The following is a 25553-nucleotide window of genomic DNA, read 5'->3' on the forward strand; positions in this document are numbered from 1 at the left end:
TCGGGTTGCAAAAGCAGAGTGAGGTTTCATTGACTTGCACAGCTTAAAAATGTGGGAGGGGGCTTGCTCCCGATGGCGGTCTGTCGGTGTACATATCCGTTTCTTTGGTAACGGCCGCTTATGGTTCCGCTCTTACAGCGGCTCACTTTTGAAAAGCGCAAAAGTAAGCAAAACGCTCTTGCCCCACCACTCGGCACCTCGCTCAGGCTCGGTGTGCCCGTAATCCAACAGGGATTTGGGGGGCCGCCGCCACGCGCCATCCATGGCGCGGGGCGGCTAAACCGGCATCCCTGCCGGTTTACCCCCCAAATCCCTGTCGAATTCCGGCCAGCGTGGTTTAACGGGGCGCCTAAGATCAAAAACAGATCAAGATCAAGATCAAGGGCGGCTCGCTTCGCATCGTGGTTACCGGGGGCAAGCGCCCTCCCACATTTCTTGCGGTACTCGGCCTCACAAACCGGTCGGCTATAAGGCCGCCGCGCTGTGCTTTTGATCTGGCATCGCCCCGTTAAACCACGCTGGCCGAACGCGGACTTTGGAGCGTGGGTAACCCGGCAGGACGCCGGGTTAGCCGCGCTGGGCCATGGATGGCCCATCGCGGCGGCCCACGCTCCAAAGTTCGCGTTCGGGCACACCGAGCCTAGGCGAGGTGCCGAGTGGTGGGGCGAAGGCCTTTTGATTACTTTTGGGCCTTTCCAAAAGTGACCCGCTGTAAGAGCGGAACCATAAATGGCCGTTACCAAAGGAACGGATATGTACACCGACAGACCGCCATCGGGAACAAGCCCCCTCCCACATTTGGATCGATGTGCAGCCTTCAAGACACCACCTCCCCAACCCCAACCCCTTCCACCCACCACTTGGCCAAACCCGAAACATTCGGCACCTTGAGCAAGGTGAAGTGATTACCCCCGCCATACCAAACCTCCAACCCACTCCCCTGCCCCCGCCACCCCTCAACCATCAACCCCTGCTCACGCTGGTTCCCCGCCGCATCCAAGGCCGGATCCTGCGCCAGCACCAGGCGCACCACCCCGTCATACCGCGCCTGCGGCCGATAAACCGTGCGCAACGCCGCCGCATAAGTACGCGCAGGCCCATCCATTGCATCCACGGCAGCACGCGCCGGCAGTAAGCCAACGCCGATCATCCCCATATGCAGCCACTGTCGCTGCGCCACCTCATCGCGCCCGGCGAAGTCCACCGGATCAATCCCCAGCGACTTCCCGGCCGCCAACTGCATCGCCTCGATCAACCGCAACAGCGCCGCCGTCGAGGTATAGGGCTTGCCATCACGCCCCGGCGCCTCACTGTCGATCACTGTCAAAGAGCCCACCTCGCGCCCCATCGCCTGCAAGCGCAGGGCCATTTCCAGCGCGACCCAGCCGCCAAACGAATGCCCGACCAGATGCACCGGCCCGTCCGGGCACTCCTGCTCCAACGCCGTGAGATAACACCGCGCCGCCGCTTCCACCTGGCTATGGGGCACCGCCTCGCCATCCAACCCGCGGGGCTGCAGGCCATACAGCGGCCAATCACGTCCCAGGGCGTCGCTCAAGCCCACGAAACCGGTCACGCTGTCACCTGCTCCAGGCACGCAGAACACCGGGGCATAGCCGGCGCGCCCAGTCTGGATGCGCAACAACGGCTGATGGGCCGCGCAACTCACCGGCGTACTCGTCGCCAGCGCCTCGGTCATCGCCCGGCCCAGGCCCTGGATATGCGGCGCCTGCATCATGCTCTGGTGATCCCCAGGCACGTGCACCTGGCGCAGTTGCCCGGGCGCCAAAGCCGTGTCCCAGCCCAACGCCATACTGCGTTGCGACAGTTCGGTGGGGCGCTGCTCGGCGCTGAACAAGTGCACCGGAATCGGCAGCGGGAACAGGCTGTAGTGGGCCAGGGCGTGCCCGTGCCCGACTTCGCGCTGAAGAAAACTCAACAGGTCCGCGTCCGACGCCGCCGCCATTTGCGCGTATAGCAAACCTTGATCGCGACAGCGTTGCAGCAGATCCGCAAAGTCCAGCTGTCCAATCCGCGCCTCCAGTTGTTCAAGGCTTGCCAGCTCATTTACACCTCCCTGTGCTTTCCAATAAGCCGTGCATTGCAGCAACAAATGCCGCTTGAATGCATCCGGCCCGCTCCAGCGCGCTTTGCCCTGGTCAGTCAGGCGCGGCACATAGCTGTCGATCAAACCGAGGAAGGCCACGCTTTCATCCAGCCCCAGCAGTTGCATGGCGATTTCATAGGCCAGCACCCCACCAAAAGACCAGCCCGCTACCCGATAGGGACCGTGGGGCTGAATCTCGCGGATCAGCCCGACCATGCGCGCCGCCAGGCCTTCCATGCTGTTCAGGTGGGCCTCGCCGAGCGCCAGCCCCGGCAGGCCGTAGATCGGATAATCACCCGGCAGATGCTGGCCCAGCGCCGGGAAATACACGTCCATGCCGCTGAACTCATGCACCAGAAACAGCGGTGCCTGCGCCCCGCTGCTGCGCACGGTAATCACGCGGGTGTCGGGCAGTACATCATCCCCGCGCTGACGCAGCATCGCCGCGACGCCGGCCACGCTGGCATGTTGGAACAGCTCGGCCAACGACACCGGCAAACCGGCCTCGTCCAGCAGGTTGACCAGGCGAATCGCCAACAGCGAATGCCCGCCCAGTTCAAAGAAGCTGTCATGCCGCCCCACTTGTTCGAGTTTCAACACCTCGGCCCAGCGTTGCGCCAACGTCTGCTCCAGGGCGTCGGCCGGCGTTTCGAACGTGCGGCTGGTCGAGGCGTCCCAGGCAGGCACCGGCAAGGCGTTACGGTCGATCTTGCCGTTGGCGGTCAACGGCAATTGCTCCAGCGCGACGTAGGCGGACGGCACCATGTACTCGGGCAAGTGCGCGTGCAGGTAAGCCCGCACCGACTCGACAGCAACGGGTTCGCCCGCCCAGGTGAAATAGGCCACCAGGCGTTTGTCCCCCGGAACTTCTTCACGGGCCAGCACCACGGCATCCTGGATGCCTGCGAACGTCGCCAGTCGCGCCTGGATTTCACCCAGCTCAACACGAAAACCTCGGATCTTCACCTGGTCGTCATTACGCCCGATGCACTCCAGCAGGCCGTCGGCCGTCCAGCGCCCGAGATCGCCCGTGCGGTAAAGCAAGGCGCCTGGGTTGAACGGGTCCTGCACAAACTTTTCAGCCGTCAGCTCGGGGCGATTCAAATAGCCCAAGGCGACGCCATCGCCGCCAATGCAGATTTCACCGATGATACCCAGCGGTACTGGCTGCTGCTGCGCATCGAGCACATACACTTGGGTGTTGGAGATCGGCCGCCCCACCGGCACGCTGTCGGCATCATCGGCAATCGTGTGCACTTCGCAGGTGGTGGCGTAAGTGGTGGTTTCGGTCGGACCATAGCAATGCACCAGGCGCAACGCGGGTGCCTGCGCCAACAGCGTGCGGAACGCCGCCGGATCGGCCCGCTCCCCCCCGCATAAAAGGATGCGCAAGCCAGCCAGGGCCTGGGGAATCAATTGCACGTATTGGTTGAACAGCGCGGTGGTGACAAACAGCACCGTCACGCCCTGCAACGCCTGGGCGAAAGCGCTCGGATCGAGCAAGGTGGCGTGGTCAATCACCTGCACCTGGCCGCCATTGAGCAGTGGCCCCCACACGTCCATGGTGCTTGCATCGAACGCTGGGTTCGACGCAAAGGCCACACGGTCGGCGGCATTGAAATCGGCATAGCCGTTGTTGAGCACCAGGCGCGTAATGCCGCGATGGGGCACCAGCACGCCCTTGGGCTGGCCGGTGGAGCCGGAGGTGTACATGATGTACGCCACGCTGTCCGAGGGTTGCGACAGGTCCGGGTTGTGGCTCGGTTGCGGGGCGAGGCCAAGCGTGTCCAGGTCCAGGCGACGCACCCCGCTCTCTATGACGCAATCGCTGCGGGTCAGCAACCAGGCCGCGCCACAGTCTTGCAGCATGAACCCCTGGCGTTCAGCCGGTGCATTCACGTCCAACGGCACATACGCGGCGGCGCATTTGAGGATGGCCAATTGGCTGACCAGTAACTCCAGCGAACGCGGCAGCAGGATCGCCAGGTGATCGCCAGGACGCACACCCAGGCCGAGCAGGTGATGGGCCAAGCGGTTGGCGCGGGTATTGAGTTCGCCGTAGCTCACCCGCCGCTCGTTGTGCACCAGCGCCACCGCGTCGGGACGCGCCATGGCCTGGGCTTCGAACAGGCGCTGCACCGTGTGCTCACGCGCGAATGTACGGGCAGTGGCGTTGAAGTGCTCAAGCACCCGTTGGCGTTCGGCCTGCGACAGAATCGGCAAGCGGTTGATGGCGATATCGCGATGACCTTCCAGGGCCTGCACCACCTGCGCCAGCGCGATTTCCAGGTAGTCGCACAAGCGCCGGGCGCCCTGCCCCATGACGGTCAGGCTGAACCCTTCACCGAGGTCATCCACGCTGACCGCCACGCCGTAGTGCGTGTGCTCCTCGGCCTTGAACAACTCGATCCCCTGCCACGCCTCGGCCACGCCACCGGCCTGGGGTGCGCTGTGACGATAGTTGAACAATACGCTGAACAACGGCGTCGCCACCGGCACACCACTGCAACGCTGGGCCAACGCCAGGGGCGCATGTTCATGACCGAGCAGCTGAGTCAGGCGCCCATGGGCGGTACGCAGTGCCGTCAGCACTGAGTGTTCCCCCAGGTCGACCCGCAGCGGCAAGGTATTGATAAATACGCCCATGGCCCGCTCGGCGCCTTCGCCGCCTTGCAGGCGGCCGAGCATCACCGTACCGAACACCACCTGCTCGCGGGCGCAAACCTTGCCCAGTACGTGAGCCCAGGCCAAATGCATCACGCTGGCCGCACTGACCCCCGCCTGGCGGGCCTGGCTGCGCAGGCGTCGGCTCAGCGACAGGTCGAGACCCACGCGTACGTTTTCCTCGGCCCCCAGATTGGGCACCTCGGTGGGTTCGTCGACCTCACCGAGCATCTCGCGGAAAAACGTCTCGTGATCCTCAGCGCCCAAACGGGTCTGGGCCACGTAGTTGCGATACGGCACGGGCGCGGCCAGGGTGTCCTGAGTGCCCAGCAGAAACGCCTGCAGCTCGTGCTGCAGGATATCCAGGGCAACGTGGTCCATCACCAGGTGATGAAACAGCAACGTCGCGACCACCCGTTGCGATTGCTCGGCGTACACCAACCGCATCAGCGGCGCCTGGCCAAGGTCCAGGCGTGACGGCAGCGGACCGCTCTCAACACTTAGCCGGGCGTGGCGCCACACCACCTGCACCGGTTCTTCCAGGCCCTCCCAATGCAAGGATGAGCGCAGGATGTCATGACGCTGGATCACCGCCTGCAATGCGCTGGCGAAGGCATCCAGGCGTGCGCGACTGTCAAAGGCAAACTGCGCCTGTAACACATAGGCGTCATCACCTTGCGCAGCGCGATGCTGATACAGGATGCCGGCCTGCAACGGCGCCAGCGGGTAGATATCCTGCACATTCGCCGCACCGCCGGGGATGCTGGCGACGATGCGCTCGATAGCTGCTTGATCCAGGCTGACCAGCGCCAGCATGTCTGGCGTGATGCGCGCGCAATCGGCCGCAATGCCATTGGCCGGCACCGCCACTTCACGCCCGCCGCCCAAAGCTGCCGCCAGGGCAGCCAAGGTCGGTTGACCAAACAGCACTTTCACGTCCGCCGACAAGCCCAGGCCGCGCATACGCCCGACCAGGCTGACCGCCAGCAACGAGTGGCCGCCCAGTTCGAAGAAGTTGTCGTGCCGGCCCACGCGTTCCACATTGAGCAACTCGGCCCACAGCGCGGCCAAGGTGATTTCCGTGTCGCCCAGCGGCGCCTCGTACTCGCGCACCACCAACGCCTCCAGGCCCGGTGCCGGCAATGCCTTGCGGTCGAGTTTGCCATTGGGGCTCAGCGGCAGCGCCTCCAGGTGCACGAAGCTGGCCGGCACCATGAACTCCGGCAGGTGCAGCAGCAAATGGGCGCGCAGGCTTTCAATTTCACTCGGCACGCCGGTGTAGTAAGCGATCAGGCGCTGCTCGCGGGCAATCACGGCGGCTTCCTGCACCGCCGGATGCTCGGTCAGGCGTGCCTGGATTTCGCCCAGCTCAATGCGCAGGCCACGGATCTTGACCTGGTCATCATTGCGCCCCAGGTACTCGATGTTGCCATCCGGCAAGTAGCGCCCGACGTCACCGGTGCGGTACATGCGCCCAGGGGCAAACGGGTCATCGAGGAAACGCTCGGCGGTCAGTTCGGCACGGTTGAGGTAACCCCGTGCGACTTGCGCCCCCGCGATAAACAATTCGCCCACCACGCCCAACGGCACAGGCTGCAACTGCCCGTCCAGCACGTACATGCGCGTGTTGGCGATTGGCTTGCCGATGGGGGTGTTGTCGGGCACGTCAAAGCCTGCGCAGTGCCAGGCAGTGACATCCACCGCCGCTTCGGTGGGCCCATAGAGATTATGCAACTGGCTGCCCGGCAACTGTTGTTTGAAGCGGCGTACCAGGCTGCCCGGCAAGGCTTCGCCGCTGCACATCACCCGCACCAGCCCGCCCGCCTGGCTGACGTCACCGTGGGCGAGGAAGACATCGAGCATCGACGGCACGAAGTGCAAGGTCGTGACCCCTTCGGCTGCGATCACCTGGCACAGATACTCAGGGTCTTTATGCCCATCCGGGCGCGCCATCACCAGGCGTGCGCCGGTGAACAGCGGCCAGAAGAATTCCCACACCGACACATCGAAACTGAACGGGGTTTTCTGCAACACCGTATCGCCTCCCGTGAGCCGGTATTCGTCCTGCATCCACAGCAGGCGGTTGACCACCCCGGGGTGTTCGTTGATCACGCCTTTGGGCTGGCCGGTGGAGCCGGAGGTGTAGATCACATAGGCGGCCACCCCGGCCACCGCTGGGTTGGTGATGGGCTGGTGCTGCCAGGTGGGCTGGTCCAGATCGACCACCGGCACCTCGCCCAGCAGCCCGAGGGTGCTGCCCTGGGCCAGCACCACCGCTGGCGCGCTGTCGTGCAGCATGTAGGCGATACGCTCCAGCGGGTACGCCGGGTCCAGCGGCACATAAGCGGCGCCGGCCTTGAGGATCGCGTACAGGCCAATGACCATGTCCAGGCCACGCTCCACACAGATCGCCACCCGCGCCTGCGGCTGCACGCCAAGGGCTTGCAGGTGGTGGGCCAGTTGGTTGGCGCGAGCGTTCAGTTCGGCGTAGGTCAGTTGCTGCTCGCCGGCCTTTACCGCCACGGCCTGCGGCGTGCGCAGTACCTGCGCTTCGAACATCCCGTGCAGGGTCTGGTCGAGCTGGTAGTCCACAGTGGTAGCGTTGAAATCCACCAGCAACTGCTTGCGCTCACGCTCATCCACCAGCGGCACATGCGCAAGCACCGCCTGGTCGTTAGCGACCATGGCCTGCAACACGCGGGTGAAGTAGCCGAGGTAACGCCGTATCGTCGATTCATCGAACAGCGCCACGGCATATTCCAGCGCGCCGAGAATACTGCCCTGCACTTCCCCCAGGTTCAGCGACAGGTCGAACTTGGCGAAATGGCTGTTTTCGACAATGCCTTCCAGGGCCAGGTCGCCCAACGCCAGGGTTGGCGCGCTGCTGTCCTGCCAGCTCAGCAGGGTCTGGAACAGCGGGCTATGGGCCAGGCTGCGCGGCGGCCGGGTGATTTCCACCACCTGTTCGAACGGCAAATCCTGATGGGCCTGGGCCGCCAATGTCAGCGCCTTGACCCGAGCCAGCAGGGCCTCGGTGCTCAACTCGCCCGAGGTGTCGATGCGCAGCGCCAGGGTGTTGACGAACAAACCGATCAGCCCTTCCACCTCGGTGCGCGTGCGGTTGGCTACCGGCGTGCCGATCACCAGCTCCGGCTGTCCGGACATGCGCGCCAGCAACGAAGCCCAGGCGCTCATCAAGGTCATATAGAGGGTGGTGCCATGGCGCTGGCTCAAGGCCTTGAGCCCGGCAGTAAGGCGTTCATCCAGGCGCACTTCGACGCTGCTGCCGGCGTAGTCCTGCTGCGCCGGGCGCGGGCGGTCGGTGGGCAGGGTCAGCAACGCCGGCGCGCCGGCCAGGGTCTGCTGCCAATAGGTGCTTTGGCGGTGCAACACTTCACCGCTCAGCCACAGGCGTTGCCACACGGCAAAGTCGGCGTACTGGATCGGCAAGGGCGGCAGCGGGTCGGATTGGCCGTGGCTGAAGGCTTGGTACAGCGCCATCAGTTCACGGGTCAGCACGCCCATGGACCAGCCATCGGAGACGATATGGTGCAGGGTCAGCAGCAGCACATGGTGATCGTCGGCCATCACCACCAGGCGGCCGCGCAGCAACGGGCCACGCTCCAGGTCGAAGGGCGCCGAGGCTTCGCCGTGGATCAGCGCGTCCAGCGCCTGTTGCGGTTTCGCGTGGCGACGCAAGTCTTGCACCTGCAGCGGTAACACCTCCTCGGCCGGCACGATCAGCACCTGGGCCTGGTCGCCGTGTTGGGCAAAGCGGCTGCGCAGGGTTTCATGCCGCGCCACGATCCGCGCCAGCGCCCGTTGCAGTGCCTGCACATGCAACTGCCCGCGCAAACGCAGGCCGATAGGAATGTTGTAGGCGGTGTTGGCGCCCTCCATCAACGCCAGGAACCACAGGCGCTGCTGGGCAAACGACAGCGGCATCTCTTCATCACGATTGGCCGGCAGGATATCCGGCAAGGTGCTGCGCCCGGCCTGGGCCAGCAGTTCGGCGACCGCTGCCAGTTCGGCGTTGGCGAACAGGTCGCCCAGCGCCAACTCGACCCCCAGCCGCTGGCGGACCTGGGAGACCATGCGCATCGCCAGCAGCGAGTGCCCGCCCAACTCAAAGAAATGGTCACGCCGCCCGACCCGTTCCACTTGCAACACCTCGGCCCAGATCTGCGCCAGCGCGGTTTCGATCTCGCCCTGGGGCGCTGCGTATTCGCGGGTAAACACGGCGGCCATGTCCGGTGCCGGTAGCGCCTTGCGGTCGAGCTTGCCATTGGTGGTCAGCGGCAGCACGTCGAGCTTCATGAAGGCGACCGGGACCATGTAGTCCGGCAACTGCGCCACCAGGTGAGCGCGGATTTCGCCTACCGTCAGCGCGTCAAGTTGCGGGTTTTCGGTGAAGTAGGCCACCAGGCGATCTTCACGCACCAGCACCACCGCTTCCAGGATGCCAGGCAATTGGTTGAGCCGGGTTTCGATTTCGCCCAGTTCGATGCGCACGCCACGGATTTTGACCTGGTCATCGTTGCGCCCCAGGTAGTCGAGCGTGCCATCGGGCAACCAGCGCACCAGGTCGCCGGTGCGGTACATGCGCCCGGGGTTGAATGGGTCGCGCAGGAAGCGCTCGGCGGTCAGTTCCGGGCGGTTCAGGTAACCGCGCGCCACGCCCTTGCCGCCTACGTACAACTCCCCCGCCACCCCCAGTGGCACCGGGCGTTGATGTTCATCGAGCACGTAGACGGTGACATTGGCGATGGGCTTGCCGATATGCAACGGCTGGCCCGCCTCGACCTTGCCCGACGTGGCGACCACCGTGGCTTCGGTGGGGCCATAGTTGTTGATCAATTCAAAGCGCTGCGCCCGGCCGAACTGGCGCAGGCGATCGCCACCGACCAGCAGGGTGCGCAAGGTCGGGTGCTCGATAGTCTGGCTGAACGCGTACTCGGCCACCGGCGTGGGCAGGAAGCTTACGTCCAAAGGCTGTGCGCACCACCAGGCCAGCAGCGCGTCGACATCTTCAGCACCGTCATGGGCCGGCGGCAGGTGCAGGGTGGCGCCCACACACAGCGCCGGCCAGACCTCCCAGGCCATCGCATCAAAGCCGAAACCGGCAACACTGGCGGTATGCCGCCCGGCGCGCAGGTCAAAAGCGCTGCAATGCCAGTCCACCAGGTTGGCGACGGTGTGGTGCTCCACCATCACACCTTTGGGCAAGCCGGTAGAACCCGAGGTGTAGATCACATACGCGAGGTTCGTCGGGCCGACAGCGACCTTGGGGTTGCTCGCCGAGTGATGCTGCCAGGTGAAGCGATCGAGGTTGATCACCGGCACCTCGAGCTCGGGCAAACGAGCCAGCAACGCGTGTTGGGTGAGCACCGCCACCGGGGCGCTGTCGCTGAGCAAATAGCTCAAACGCTCGGCCGGGTGGGACGGGTCTACCGGCACATAACCGGCACCCGCCTTGAGGATCGCCAGCAGCCCGGCCAAGGTGTCGAGCCCGCGCCGCGCCACAATGGCCACGCGATCATCGGGCCGAACCCCCAGCGCCAGCAGATGATGGGCCAGCAGGTTGGCTTGCTGGTTGAGTTCGGCGTAGGTCAGTTGCCGCCCTTCGTGCACGGCGGCGATGGCGTCCGGCGTGAGCGCAGCCTGGGCTTCGATACGCCCGTGCAAGGTGGTGCCTTGTGGGAACACGGCCTGGGTGGCGTTGAACTGTTGCAACAGCAGGCGCTGTTCGGCGGCGGGCACTACCGAAAGTTGGTCAAGCGCAGTGTGCGGCGCCTGCTCCAGCGCGGTAACCAGGTTTTCCAGCGCGGTGTGCAAGTAGGCGCAGACGCGGTGGGGGTCGACCTGGGTGCTGGCCAGCAAACTGAGGCCGAAGCCTTCGCCCAGGTCGTCCACACTCAGGGTCAACGGGTAGTTGGTGCGTTCCTCGGCGCGCAGTGCGGTAATGCCATGCCAGGCCGACACTGCCTCGGCACTGGCAGCGGGAGCGCTGTGGCGGTAATTGAGCAGCGCACTGAACAGCGGCGTCGGGGCGATCACGCCGCTGCAACGCTGGGCCAATGCCAGGGCCGCGTGCTCATGGCGCAGCAGCGTGGTCAAGCGTGCGTGGGTGGCCTTGACCCCGCTGCGTACATCCTGGGCGTCGATATCCACACGAAACGGCAAGGTGTTGATGAATATCCCCAAGGCGCGGTCAGTCGCATGGCTGCCTTGCATACGCCCCATCAACACGGTGCCGAACACCACCTGCGCCTTGCCGGCCAACACCGCCAGTACCTGGGCCCAGCCCAGATGGAACAGGCTGGCGGCGCTCGCCCCCAGTTGCCGGGCCTGCACGCGTATACGCTGCGCCAGCTGCGGCGCCAATGGCAGGCTGACCTCAGCAATGGCGCGAGCATCGCCCTGCACATCCTGCAGCCCGAACGGCAAGGTCGGCTCGACGATATCGCCGAGCATCTGCCGGAAGAAACTTTCATGCTCCTGCTCGCTGATGCCCAGCCGCGCCTGTGCCACGTAGTTGCGAAACGGTACGGCCTGGCCGAGAGCCGCGCCTTGCCCCAACAGACACGCCTGCATTTCATGGCATACCACTTCCAGGGCGCTGTGATCCATCGCCATATGGTGGAACAGCAAGGTAGCGACGATGCGCTGGTGGGTCGGGTCTTCAGCATGTACCAGACGCAACAACGGTGCCTGGGTCACGTCGAGGCGATAATGACGGGCATCGAACAAGTCATGCAGCTGTGCGGCGATATCGCCGTCGGCCGGGTCGAGCATCAAGGCTTGCACCGGTAGGCGCGCCTGGCGCCACACCACTTGCGAAGATTGCGCCAGGCCATCCCAGACCACCCCGGTACGTAAAATGTCGTGGCGGTCCATCACGCTTTGCAGCGCCTGGGCAAACGCCTCGAAGCGCTCCAGGCTGTCAAACGCGAACTGCGACTGCATCACGTAGGGGTCGCCCTGCTCGGCGCTGACATGGTGAAACAGAATGCCTTCCTGCAATGGCGCCAACGGATAGATGTCCTGGATATTGGCGACACCGCCCTGCACGGTGGCGATGATGCGCTCGATCTCGTCCTGGCTCAGGGTCGAGAGGGTCAGCATGTCGGGGGTGATGCGCTCGGCGTTGGCGGGAATGCCATTGGCCGGCACGACCACTTCGCCAACCTTGGCAGCCGAGTACTCACCGGCTTTGATCAGCTCGATCAGCGCCGGTTTGTGCTCGCGCAAGGCGGCCAATATTGCCGGGTCGCTCAAGGCTTGCCGGTTGCCGTTCACCGACAACTGTTCGCCCTTGAGCGCCAGTTGCACGTCCTTGGTTTTCAGGGTTGCCAGCAGCTCGAGGATGTTCACAGGACGATCTCCATTCGTTCGGTCATTGCGGCGTAGCCGGCCAGGGTCGGTTGTTCGAACAACGCTCGCACATCGGCTTCCATGCCTTCCTGGCGCAGGCGCCCGATCAAGCTCACAGCGAGCAGCGAGTGCCCGCCCAGTTCAAAGAAATTGTCATGCCGGCCTACCCGATCCACCTTGAGCAGCTCGGACCACAACCGGGCCAGCAGGATTTCGGTATCGCCTTGGGGTGCTTCGTACTCACGCACCGTCAGTGCGTCCATACCCGGTGCGGGTAACGCTTTGCGGTCGAGCTTGCCGTTGGGGCTCAGGGGCATGACGGGCAGGTGCACGAACAGCGCGGGCACCATAAAGTCCGGCAGGTGCTGCAACAGTTGGGCGCGCAGGCCGTCGATGTCGCTTGGCAGGCCAGTGTAATAGGCGACCAGGCGCTCATCGCGAACCACCACCACCGCGTCGTTGACCGCCGGATGCTCGATCAGCCGCGCCTGGATTTCCCCCAGCTCGATGCGCAGGCCACGGATTTTCACCTGGTCATCGTTGCGCCCCAGGTATTCGATATTGCCGTCCGGCAAGTAGCGGCCCACGTCACCGGTGCGGTACATCCGGCCAGGCGCAAAAGGGTCATCGAGGAAGCGCTCGGCGGTCAGCTGCGCACGGTTCAGATAACCCCGCGCCACTTGCACGCCAGCGATGAACAGCTCACCGACCACGCCCAGGGGCACCGGCTGCAACTGCCCGTCCAGCACGTACATGCGCGTGTTGGCAATCGGCTTGCCGATGGGGGTGTTGTCCGGCACGTCCGGGCGGGCGCAATTCCAGGCCGTCACGTCCACCGCCGCTTCCGTGGGGCCATACAGGTTGTACAAACCAATGCCCGGCAACTGCTGCTTGAACCGACGCACCAGGCTGCCCGGCAGCGCCTCGCCGCTGCACATCACGCGCACCAACCCGGCCGCCTGGCTCACATCGCCATGGGCCAGGAACACGTCAAGCATCGACGGCACAAAGTGCAGGGTGGTGATATTTTCTGCCTCGATTACTTGGCACAGGTACGCAGGGTCTTTGTGCCCACCCGGGCGCGCCATCACCAGGCGTGCGCCGGTAAACAGCGGCCAGAAGAACTCCCACACCGACACGTCGAAGCTGAACGGGGTTTTCTGCAAGACCGTGTCGTGGGCCTTGAGGCCATAGGCGTCCTGCATCCACAACAGACGGTTGACCACCCCGGCGTGTTCATTGATCACGCCTTTGGGCTGGCCGGTGGAACCGGAGGTGTAGATCACGTACGCCGTGTGCCGGGCAGTGAGGCCCGCGACCTGCGGGTTGACGCAAGGCTGCTGGTGCCAGGTGCTCTGGTCGAGGTCGATCACGGTCACGTCGCCCAGCAAGGCACGAGTGGCGGATTGGGCCAGCACCACCACCGGCGCGCTGTCTTGCAGCATGTAGGCGATGCGTTCTTGCGGGTAGGCCGGGTCCAGCGGCACATAACCGCCACCGGCCTTGAGGATGGCGAACAGGCCTATCACCATGTCCAGGCCACGCTCCAGGCAAATGCCTACCCGTGAGTCCGGCTGCACGCCCCTTTCACGCAGGTGATGGGCCAGGCGGTTGGCGTGCTCATTGAGCTGTTGGTAACTCAGTTGCTGTTCGCCCGCCTTTACCGCCACGGCGTGCGGCGTGCGCAGAACCTGGGCCTCGAACATCCTGTGCAGGGTCTGGTCGAGGTTGTAGTTGACCTCGGTGGCATTGAATCGCACCAGCAACTGTTGCCGCTCTTCTGGTCCCAGGATCGACAGGCGATTGATCGCCTGCTGGGGTGCCTGCTCAAGGGCCTCGACGAGCGCGGACAAGGCGTTGTGCATATAACCGCAGAGCCGTTGCGCATCCACCTGGGCCAAGGCCGTGAACGCGTAACCATCACCCAAGTCATCCACGTTCAGGGTCAACGGGTAATTGGTGCGCCCGTCATTGACCAGGGTCTGCATACCTTCCCACGCCAAGTGCGCATCCGCCGAACGGGTGGCGGCGCCGCGATGGCGATAGTTGAGCATCGAACTGAACAACGGCGCCGGTGCCGCCACGCCGCTGCAACGTTGGGCCAGGGCCAGCGAGGCGTGCTCATGGCCGAGCAATTGCGTGAGGCGCGCATGGGTGGCCCGCACGGCGGCGCGGGCGCCCTGGTCATTGATGTCCAGGCGCAGCGGCAAGGTATTGATAAACACGCCCAGGGCCCGATCAGCACCCTCGCCACCTTGCAGGCGGCCCACCAGCACGGTACCGAATACCACCGTGTGGCGTGCCGATACCGCGGCCAGCACCTGCGCCCAGGCCAGATGAAACAGGCTGGCGCCGCTGACGCCCAACAGCCGCGCCTGGCTGCGCAGGCGCCGGTTCAGGTGGTTGTCCAGTTGCAGGGTATGTTCTTCAATCGCACTGCCGTCGCCGCGTACATCCTGCCAACCGAATGGCAGCGTCGATTCATCCACATCGCCGAGCATTTGGCGGAAGAAGGCTTCGTGCTCCTGCTCGCTGACACCCAGGCGCGCCTGGGCCACATAGTTGCGATACGGCATCGGCGCGGTGGTTGGCGCGGCGTGGCCGAGCAGGTAACCCTGCATTTCCCGCAGCACCACGTCGAACGCGGTATGGTCCAGGGCGATATGGTGGTAGAGCAACACCGCCACCACGCGTTGGTTGGCCGGGTCCTGGGCATACATCAGGCGGATCAACGGCGCCTGGCTGATATCCAGGCGATGATGCCGCGCATCGAAACGCTCATGCAGGCCGGCAAGCACGTCGCCGTGCAAATGCAGCTCCTGAACGCTCAACGCCGCCTTGCGCCACACCACTTGCAACGGTTGCGCCAGCCCCTCCCACACCACCCCGGTGCGCAGAATGTCATGGCGGTCGATCACCTGTTGCAGCGCCTGCGCGAAGGCTTGCAAACGCTCGACACTGTCAAACGCCAGGTGCGATTGCAGCAGGTACGGGTCGCCCTGCGCGGCCGTGAGGTAGTGGTAGAAAATGCCTTCCTGCAACGGCGCCAGCGGGTAGATGTCCTGCACGTTGGCAGCGCCGCCTGGCACCTGGGCGACTACCTGATCAATCGCGCACTGGTCAAGGGCCACCAGCGCCAACATGTCTGGGGTGATGCGTTGGCACTCGGCACTGATCCGGTTGGCCGGTACTTGCACCTCGCGACCACTGCCAACGGCAGCGGCCAGCGCGGCCAGGGTGGGCTGGCTGAACAGCACGCGCACGTCGGCGCTGAGGCCAACCTGGCGCATACGCTCGATCAGGCTGACGGCCAGCAATGAATGGCCGCCCAGTTCGAAGAAATGGTCATGACGGCCCACCTGCTCCACTTGCAGCACCTCGGCCCAGATACGCGCCAGGGTGGTTTCGACCTCGCCCTGGGGGGCCTGGTACTCGCGGCTGAGCACGGCGGCCTGATCAGGATCGGGCAGTGCCTTGCGGTCCAGCTTGCCGTTGGCGGTCAGGGGCAACACATCGAGGCGCATGTAGGCGACTGGCACCAGCGCATCGGGAAGCTGCGCCTGCAATTGCGCGCGCAAGGTCTCGATGGGGAGTGCACGTTGCTCGGTGAACCAGGCCAGCAGCCGGCCTTCGCGCACCAGCACCACCGCTTCGCGAATGTCGTCCAGCGCCGCCAGGCGGCTTTCGATTTCGCCCAGCTCAACCCGCACGCCACGCAGTTTGACCTGGTCATCGTTGCGGCCCAGATACTCCAGATTGCCGTCGGGCAACCAGCGCACCAGGTCGCCGGTGCGGTACATGCGCCCCGGGCTGAACGGGTTTTGCAGGAAGCGTTCGGCAGTCAAGTCCGGGCGATTCAAGTAACCCCGTGCCACACCGCTGCCGCCCACATACAGCTCACCGGCCACACCGACCGGCACCGGGCGCAACTGCGCATCCAGCACATAGCTGCCGGCATTGGCGATGGGTCGACCAATATGCAACGCCTGCCCGGCCCGCACGCGACCGGAGGTGGCAACCACCGTGGCCTCGGTGGGGCCATAGTTGTTGATCACGGCAAAGCGCCGTTCCTGAGTGAACTGGCGCAGGCGATCGCCGCCAATCAGCAGGACGCGCAAGGTGGGGTGTTGCAGGTGTTGGCTGAACGCGTACTCGGCTACCGGCGTGGGCAAAAAGCTCACGTCCAGCGGCTGCGCCCGCCACCAGGCCAGCAATTCATCGATGTTTTCATTGCCCACTTCGGCGGGCGGCAGGTGCAGGGTCGCACCGACGCACAAGGCCGGCCAGACTTCCCAGGCCATCGCGTCAAAACCAAACCCGGCCACACTGCTGGTGTGACTCGCAGCAGCCAGGCCAAAGGCTTCAGAGTGCCAATGCACCAGGTTCTCCACGTTGTGGTGTTCCACCATCACGCCCTTGGGCTGGCCGGTGGAGCCTGAGGTGTAGATGACATAGGCCAGGTGCGCGGGCGTCAGTGCGGGCAGCTGTGGATTGTTGACAGGCAGGTGCTGCCAGGCGAGGTCATGCAAGTCGACCACCCTGACTGTGCCCAGCAGGTCGCGGGTACTGGCCTCAGCCAGTACCGCCAACGGGGCGCTGTCCTGCAACAAATAAGCGATGCGTTCGGCGGGATACGCCGGGTCAATCGGCACATAGCCGGCGCCGGCCTTGAGAATGCCCAATAGCCCCACCAGCATCTGCGGGCCACGACGGCAGCACAGCGCCACGCGGTCATCCGGTTGCACGCCGAGTGCCAACAGGTGATGGGCCAGTTGGTTGGCACGCTGATTGAGCTGCTGATAGGTCAGCGCCTCGCCGCCCTGCTGCACGGCAATGGCGTGGGGTTGGCGCTCAGCCTGTACCTCAAATGCGCCGTGCACGGTGTGGCCACGAGGGAAATCCTGGGCCGTGGCATTGAATTCGCGCAGCAGGGTTTCACACTCCGCCGCGGGCAGGATCGGCAGGCGATTGAGTGCCGTGTCCGGCGTGCACTCCAAGGCTGTGAGCAACTGCGCCACAGCGTTGTGCATGTAGTCGCACAGGCGTTGCGCACCGATCTGTGGCACCGCCAGCACGCTCAGCCCGAAGCCGTCGCCCAGGTCATCCACGCTCAGGGTCAATGGGTAATTACTGCGCTCCTCACCGCCCAGCAGCTGCACGCCCTCCCAGATGCCGTGGCCGTCGCGGGCCATCTCGGCGGGGTTGCTGTGACGGTAATTGAGCAAGGCACTGAACAATGGCGTGCTGGTCGGCACACCGCTGCAACGCTGAGCCAGGGCCAGCGAGGCATGTTCATGCCCGAGCACGGCGCTCAGGCGTGCATGGGTGGCCTTGACCGCCGCTGACGCCCCGGCGGCAACATCGACCCGCAGCGGCAAGGTGTTGATAAACATCCCCAGCGCGCGGTCTGCACCTTCACCGGCTTGCATACGGCCCATCAGCACCGTGCCGAACACCACGTCATCGCGGCCCGACACCAGCCCCACGACCTGGGCCCAGGCCAGGTGCATCAGGCTCGCGGCGCTCACACCCAACTGTCGCGCCTGCTGGCGGACCCGCTGCGCCAGCGCGGCGTCCAATGGCAGCCCGGCCTCCTCGATGGCACGGCCATCGCCCTGCACATCCTGCAAACCAAACGGCAAGGTTGGTTCATCCACATCGGCGAGCATGTCGCGAAAGAACTGCTCATGCTCGGCCACACTGACGCCCAGACGCGCCTGGGCCACATAGTTGCGAAATGGCGCGGCAGCGGGCAAGTCCTGGGCCTGGTTGAACATAAAGGCGCGCATTTCCTGGCCGACCACCTCCATGGCTGTGTGATCCAGCGCCAGGTGGTGAAACAACAGGATCGCCGCAACACGGCTGTGCGTCGGGTCATGGGCATAGACCATGCGCAGCAACGGCGCCTGGGTGATGTCCAGCCGATAGTGCCGGGCATCGAAGCGAGCGTGCAGTTGTTCGATGATGCCGCCGTCGGCCGGGTCCAGATGAACCTCCTGCACCCCCAGTTGCGCCTGGCGCCACACCACTTGCACCGGGCTGTCCAGGCCCTCCCAGACCACACCCGTGCGCAGGATATCGTGGCGGGCAACCACCTGTTGCAGCGCCGCCATGAACCCGTGCAAGCGGTCGAGATTGTCGAACGCCATGCGCGATTGCAGCAGGTACGGGTCGCCGTGTTCGGCGCTGAGGTGGTGGTAGAGAATGCCCTCCTGCAACGGCGCCAGCGGGTAGATGTCCTGCACATTCGCCGCGCCACCCGGCACGCTGGCGACGATACGCTCGATGGCATCCGGAGTGAGCTGCACCAGGCTCAGCATCGACGGTGTGATCTGTGTGCAACCGGCCGGGATGCCATTGGCCGGCACCACGATTTCGCGACCACTGCCCACCGCCGCCGCCAACGCTGCCAGGCTCGGCTGGTTGAACAACACGCGCACATCGGCACTGAGGCCCACTTGGCGCATACGTTCGATCAAGCTCACCGCCAGCAGCGAATGCCCGCCCAACTCGAAGAAATGATCGTGACGCCCGACGCGTTCGAGCTTGAGCACGTCTTGCCAGATCTGCGCCAGTAGGGTTTCCACCTCGCCTTGCGGGGCTTCGTAGCCACGACTGAGCAAGGCCGACGGGTCCGGTGCCGGCAAGGCTTTGCGGTCGAGCTTGCCATTGTTGGTCAGGGGCAGACTGGCCAGCGGCATATAGGCCGACGGTAGCATATAGTCCGGCAACTGCCCTTGCAGGTGGGCGTGGACCAGCTCAATGCCCAGGTCTGCCTTGGCCCAGGTGAAGTAGGCGACCAGGCGTTTTTCACCTGGCATATCTTCCCTGGCCAACACGGCGACGTCCTGGATGCCCGGGCAACTGGCCAGGCGCGCCTCGATCTCACCCAGCTCGATACGAAAGCCACGGATTTTCACCTGGTCGTCGTTGCGACCCAGGCATTCGAGCAAGCCGTCTTGCGTCCAGCGCCCGAGGTCGCCGGTGCGGTACAGCAAGGCGCCCGGGTTGAAGGGGTCCTGCACAAACTTTTCAGCCGTCAGCTCGGGGCGATTCAAATAGCCCAGGGCGACGCCATCGCCGCCGATGCAGATTTCACCGGTGATGCCCAGCGGCACCGGTTGCATCTGTGCATCGAGCACATAGATCTGTGTATTGGAAATGGGCCGCCCCACCGGCACGCTGTCGGTATCCGTACCGACCTCGCGCACTTCGTGGGTGGTGGCGTAGGTGGTGGTTTCGGTCGGCCCGTAGCAATGCACCAGGCGCAGCGTCGGTGCACGCGCCAACAGGCTGCGAAATGCCGCCGGGTCAGCACGCTCACCGCCGCACAGCAGGATGCGCAAACCGGCCAACGCCTCGGGGATCAATTGCACGTACTGGTTGAACAGTGCGGTGGTCACGAACAACACCGTCGCGCCCTTAAGCTCGGCGCCGAACGCCAACGGGTCGAGCAAGGTGGCATGGTCGATCACCTGCACTTGCCCGCCGTTGAGCAATGCGCCCCACACATCCATGGTGCTCGCATCGAACGCCGGGTTGGAGGCGAAGGCCACGCGGTCGCTGGCATTGAAGTCGGCATAGCCATTATTGATGACCAGGCGCGTGATGCCGCGATGGGGCACCAGCACGCCCTTGGGCGTGCCCGTGGAGCCGGAGGTGTACATGATGTACGCCACGTCCTGCGCAGACCGGGCCAGCCCCGGGTTGTCCGCCGGCAGGTCGGCCAGGTCCAGTTCGGCAAGGTTGTCCAGCACCTGGCGGGCGCCGCTGTCCTGCACCATGAAGGTTCGACGTTCGAGCGGCGCGTTGACATCCAGCGGTACGTACACCGCCGCACACTTGAGCACCGCCAACTGGCTGACGACCAGGTCGATGGAGCGCGGCAGCGCCAGGGCCACCGCTTCACCTGGCCGCACGCCACGGCCAATCAAATGATGGGCCAGGCGATTGGCGCGGCGATTGAGGTCACGGTAGCTCAGCGACAGCGGGCCATGCACCACCGCCACGGCTTCAGGCCGGGCCAGTGCCTGGGCTTCGAACAGTTGAGCTACGGTGAGCTGCGACGGGTATTCCCGGGCGCTGGCATTGAAGTCTTCAAGCAGTAAGCGCCGCTCGGCGGGCGGCACAATCGACACCTTGTGCATGGCGGTGGTGGGCGCGTGTTGCAGCGCGCTCACCACATGGCGCAACGCGGTGAGCATGTACTCACCCACGCGTTGCACATCCAGATGGGCGACACCCTGCACCGTCAGGGCAAACCCCGTGCCCAGGTCATCGACGTTGAGTACCAGCGGGTAGTTGCTGCGCTCTTCGGAGCTGAGGATCTGGATACCGAACGCGGCAAAGGGGTTGTCCCCCGGCGCGTCATCGGGTGCGCTGTGCCGGTAGTTGAGCAAGGTGCTGAACAACGGCAACGAACCCGGCACGCCGCTGCAGCGCTGGGCCAGGGACAGCGCGGCGTGTTCATGTGCGAGCAACTGCGCCAGGCGCGCATGGGTGGCGCGCACGCCGGCTTGCACGCCGACGCTGCCAAGGCTGACCCGCAGCGGCAAGGTATTGATGAACATCCCCAGCGCGCGGTCGGCGCCCTCGCCGCCCTGCATACGCCCCAGCAAGACCGTCCCGAACACCACGTCCTGCTGGCCCGACACCTGGCCCAGCACCTGGGCCCATGCCAGATGCACCAGGCTCGCCGTGCTGACGCCCAGTTGCCGCGCCTGTTCGCGCAGGGCCAGGCTGAGGGCCGGTTCCAGCGGCAGATGGGCCTCATGGATGCCGCTGCCGTCGCCGTTCACATCCTGCAAGCCGAAGGCCAGGGTGGGCTCGTCGATATCGCCGAGCATCTGGCTGAAGAAGGCCTCGTGCTGCGCCTGGGTCAGGCCCAGCCGCGCCTGAGCCACGTAGTTGCGGTACTGCACCGCGTCAGGCAGTTGCGCGCGGTTGCCGTGCAGGCTGGCGCTCATTTCTTCGACCAGCACTTGCAGCGCCGTGTGGTCGAGCAGGATATGGTGCAGCAGCAGGATGCCGACCAAGCCGTCCGCCTCTTCAGCGTAGGCCAGGCGCATCAGCGAAGCGCGAGACAGGTCCAGGCGGTAGTGGCGAGGGTCGAAACGCTGTTGCAACTGCGCCAAGGCATCGGTGCCCTGGGTGTCCAAGCGCTCAACGGCCAGCGGCGCCTGGCGCAACACCACTTGCACCGGTTCCTCCAGGCCCTCCCAGAGAATCGCAGTGCGCAGGATATCGTTGCGTTCGATGACGCTGTGCAGCGCCTGAATAAAGCCATCCACCGCGCCCTGGTCGTTAAAGCGCAACTGCACCTGCAACACGTAGGGGTCGCCCTCGCTGGTTGCCAGGTGGTGGTAGAGAATACCGGCCTGCAACGGCGCGAGAGCGTAGATATCCTGCACGTTGGCCACGCCACCGGGCACGGCCTGGAGGATGTGATCGATGGCGGCCTGATCCAGCTCGACCAAGGGCAACATGTCCGGCGTGATGTGCTCACTGTGTTCCTGAATCAGATTGGCCGGGACCTGCACCTCATGGTGCCCGCCCACCGCCGCTGCGAGGGCTGCCAGGGTCGGCTGGCCGAACAGCACGCGTACATCGGCACTCAGCTCTACCTGGCGCATGCGTTCGATCAGCTTGACCGCCAGCAGCGAATGCCCGCCCAACTCGAAGAAGTTGTCGTCACGCCCCACCCGGTCGAGCTTGAGCAGGTCCTGCCAGATCATCGCAATGGCGTTTTCCACCGCACCTTGGGGCGCGGCATAACTGCGCCGGGCCAAAGCGTCGGCATCGGGTGCGGGCAGGGCTTTGCGATCGAGCTTGCCGTTGGTGGTCAGGGGGAACGCCTCCAGGCGCACGAAGGCGCTGGGCACCATGTGTTCGGCCAGGCTCTGCAGCAAGTGATCGCGCAAGGCGGCGACGCTGGGCTCACCCTCGGTGATCACGTAGGCCACCAGACGCTTGTCACCCGGCTCATCCTCACGGGCGATCACCACCGCATCGCGCACGCCGTGGGCGGTGGCCAGGTGCGCCTGGATTTCGCCCAGCTCGATACGGAAACCGCGAATCTTGACCTGGTCATCGTTACGCCCCAGGTACTCGACACTGCCGTCGGCCAGCAGGCGGCCGAGGTCACCGGTCTTGTACATGCGCAGGCCGGTGGCCGGGTCCGCGAGGAAGCGTTCGGCGTTGAGTGCCTCGCGGTTCAGGTAACCGCGCGCCACCCCGGCGCCGCCCACGTACAGCTCGCCCACCACACCGTATGGCAACGGCTCGTGTTGTTCATCCAACACATACAGCTGCAAGTCGGGGATGCGTACGCCAATCGGGCTGACGCCCACCAGTTGGGTATCCGCCGCCTCCAGCGCACGATAGGTCACGTGCACGGTGGTTTCGGTAATACCGTACATGTTTACCAACTGCGTACCGGCATTCACCGCTCGCGCGTACCATGGCTTGAGCATGGCCGGTTCAAGGGCCTCACCACCAAAGATCACCTGCCGCAACGAATGCGCCTGGGTGCTGTGGCCCTGGGCCGCGATCAACTGGCGGAACGCGCTCGGCGTCTGGTTGAGGATGCTCACTTCGGCTTCGCAGAGCAGCGTGTAGCACTCATCCGGCGAGCGGCTGACCAGTTGCGGCACGATCAGCAACTGGCCGCCGTGCATCAGCGCGCCCCAGATTTCCCACACAGAAAAATCGAATGCGAAGGAGTGGAACAGTGCCCATACATCGTGCGGGTTGAACCCGAACCAGTGTTGAGTGGCACTGAACAGGCGGGCCACCTGACGATGCTCGATCATCACCCCCTTGGGTTGGCCGGTGGAGCCGGAGGTGTAAATTACATAGGCCAGATTGGCCGGGCTCAGGTGCAGCCGTGGATCGGTGATGGGCAACTGGCCCAGGCTGTCGAGGTCAAGCTGCGCCAGTTCGCCTACCCGGTGACGAGTGCCGGCCTGTACCAGCACAACCACCGGTTGACTGTCGGCCAGGGTGTAGGCAATGCGTTCCTGCGGGTAAGCCGGGTCTATCGGCACGTAGCCGGCACCGGCCTTGAGGATACCGAGCAGGCCGATGATCATCTGCGGGCCGCGCTCCACGCAGATCGCCACGCGGCTGTCAGGCTCCACGCCCTGGGCTAGCAGTGCATGGGCGACCTGGTTGGCGCGTTCGTTGAGTTGACGATAGGTGAGGCGCTGCTGCTCAAAGCGCACGGCAATGGCTTCAGGCTGGGCGGCGGCGTGGGTTTCGACTTGCTGGTGGATCAACGCGGTATCGGCGTAGTGCGTGGGGCTGTGGTTCAAGGTATGCAGCAGGGCGTGGCGTTCAGCGTCGGGCAGGATGTTCAGGCCGCAGAGCGGCTTGTCCGGTCGCTGCTCAAGGGCGTCGGCCAGGCTTTGCAGCGCGGTGTGCAGATAGCCGGCAACCCGCAGTGCACCGATGGCCGCATCCACCATCACCGTCAGCGCGAAGTCTTGCCCCAGGTCGTCAACGTTAACCGTCAGCGGGTAGTTGGTGCGCTCCTCGGCGCCCAGGACCTGGATGCCTTCGGCAACCTCGATCACGGCGGCCATGTCGGTGGCCGCACTATGGCGATAGTTGAGGATCGCGCTGAACAACGGTGTGGGTGCTGCCACCCCGCTGCAGCGCTGGGCCAGTGCCAGGGACGCATGTTCGTGATCGAGCAGGCGCGTAAGACGCTCGTGGGTGACTTGCACCGCAGCGCGCACGCTTTGCGCGCCAACATCAACCCGCAACGGCAAGGTGTTGATGAACATGCCCAAGGCCCGTTCACCGCCCTCGCCTGCGCCCATGCGCCCGAGCATCACGGTGCCGAACACCACCATCTCGCGACCGGAAATCACGCCCAACACCCGCGCCAACGCCAGGTGCATCAGGCTCGCCACGCTCACCCCCAACGGCCGCGCCACGCTGCGCAGGCGACGACCAAGGGCGCTATCGACGGGAATGCGCGCTTCATCAATGCCCTGACCATCGCCCTGCACATCTTGCAGGCCGAACGGCAGCGTCGGTTCATCGATATCGGCGAGCATGTCGCGAAAGAACGCCTCATGGGCCTGTTCGCTCACACCCTGGCGCACTTGGGCGATGTAGCTGCGAAACGCTACCGGCGTGCCCGCTTGCGCGTGCTCACCGGCCAGGTACAGCTGGATTTCATGGCGCACCACGTCCAGGGCGGTGTGATCGAGAATGGTGTGGTGGAACAACAGCATCGCCACCACGCGCTGGTTGGCCGGGTCCTCGGCGAACACCAGACGCAGCAGCGGCGCCTGGCCAAGGTCCATGCGATAGGCACGGGCGTCATAGCGCGCGAGCAATTGAGCGAGACGGTCGCCGCCATCAAAATGCGCTTCTTCACACGCCAGCTGCGCCTTGCGCCACACCACTTGCAGCGGCTCGTCGAGGCGCTCCCACACCATGGAGGTGCGCAGGATATCGTGGCGGTCAATCACCCATTGCAGCGCCTCGGCAAAGGTTTGCAGGCGTGCGCGGCTGTCGAACACAAACTGCGCGTGCAGCACGTAGGGGTCGCCCTGCGCGGCAGAAAGGTGGTGGTAAAGCATGCCTTCCTGGAGCGGTGCCAGGGGGTAGATATCTTGCACATTCGCCGCGCCGCCGGGGATGGACGCGACGATACGGTCGATGGCCGGCTGGTCGAGGTTGACCAGCGCCAGCATGTCCGGGGTGATGCGATAAGCCGGGCTCAGCCAGTCACCGCCATGCTCGGCGACCAGGGCCAGCAACTGGGGTTTATGCGCGATCAATTGATCCCAGAGCGCGTCATCCAACGCCTCGTCATCGCCCAGGACGATCAGGTCGCCTTCTTCAGTTTGCAGACGGATCGCATGGGTGGAGATCGCTGCTAGTAAGTCGCTGAACTGCATGGGGTAACCTGCCTGATAAGTCACGGTTTAAGAGAATGTCCGTATTCAGTTTTGCCGCTAGGCGCGGCGCCCTTGAAAAACAACGGGCGCAGCCGGGGGCCTGGAGGGGCTTCCGGCAGGCTTGAAAAATTAAGGGATTTGCGCGGTGGGGGGTGACATGGGAAGCGGGGACAAGTGTCGGGTGGGAGGGTTCCCGTGTTTGCTCGCGGCTCTTCAACTTTGCTGAGTTTTACCAGTACTGCGGCGATGATCGTCCCTCCCACATTTTGGCCTGTGTCGCCTGTTTGACATGCATTGTTAAAGGCCAGCAATCCATATCCCTTTAATTTGCAGGACGTTTCCTAGACAATCCTTCGGCCTTGCGCCTGCTCAATCCACTGGCTAGCCTTCGCTTCGTCGCTGCACATCAGCGATCGGGTGTGAGATCCCGTGTATTTGCAGGCGCCATGCGCTACAACCGTCTATGGCGGCTATGTGCGGGCAGACTTCGGTCT

General features: G+C 64.6%; 2 protein-coding genes. Both read right to left on the reverse strand.

Annotated elements, in window-relative coordinates; genetic code table 11:
* Positions 1 to 817: 817 nt before the first annotated feature.
* The gene (locus tag FW800_RS25695; RefSeq protein WP_446438753.1) at positions 818 to 12145 is read right to left on the reverse strand and encodes an amino acid adenylation domain-containing protein; all 11328 of its coding nucleotides are present in this window, start codon (positions 12143 to 12145) and stop codon (positions 818 to 820) included.
* On the reverse strand, positions 12142 to 25059 hold the full coding sequence (locus FW800_RS25700) for an amino acid adenylation domain-containing protein (protein ID WP_446438754.1): 12918 nt from the start codon (positions 25057 to 25059) through the stop codon (positions 12142 to 12144). The genes FW800_RS25695 and FW800_RS25700 overlap by 4 nt, the downstream gene beginning before the upstream one ends.
* Positions 25060 to 25553 lie beyond the last annotated feature (494 nt).

This window comes from Pseudomonas sp. 910_23, from assembly GCF_052850795.1.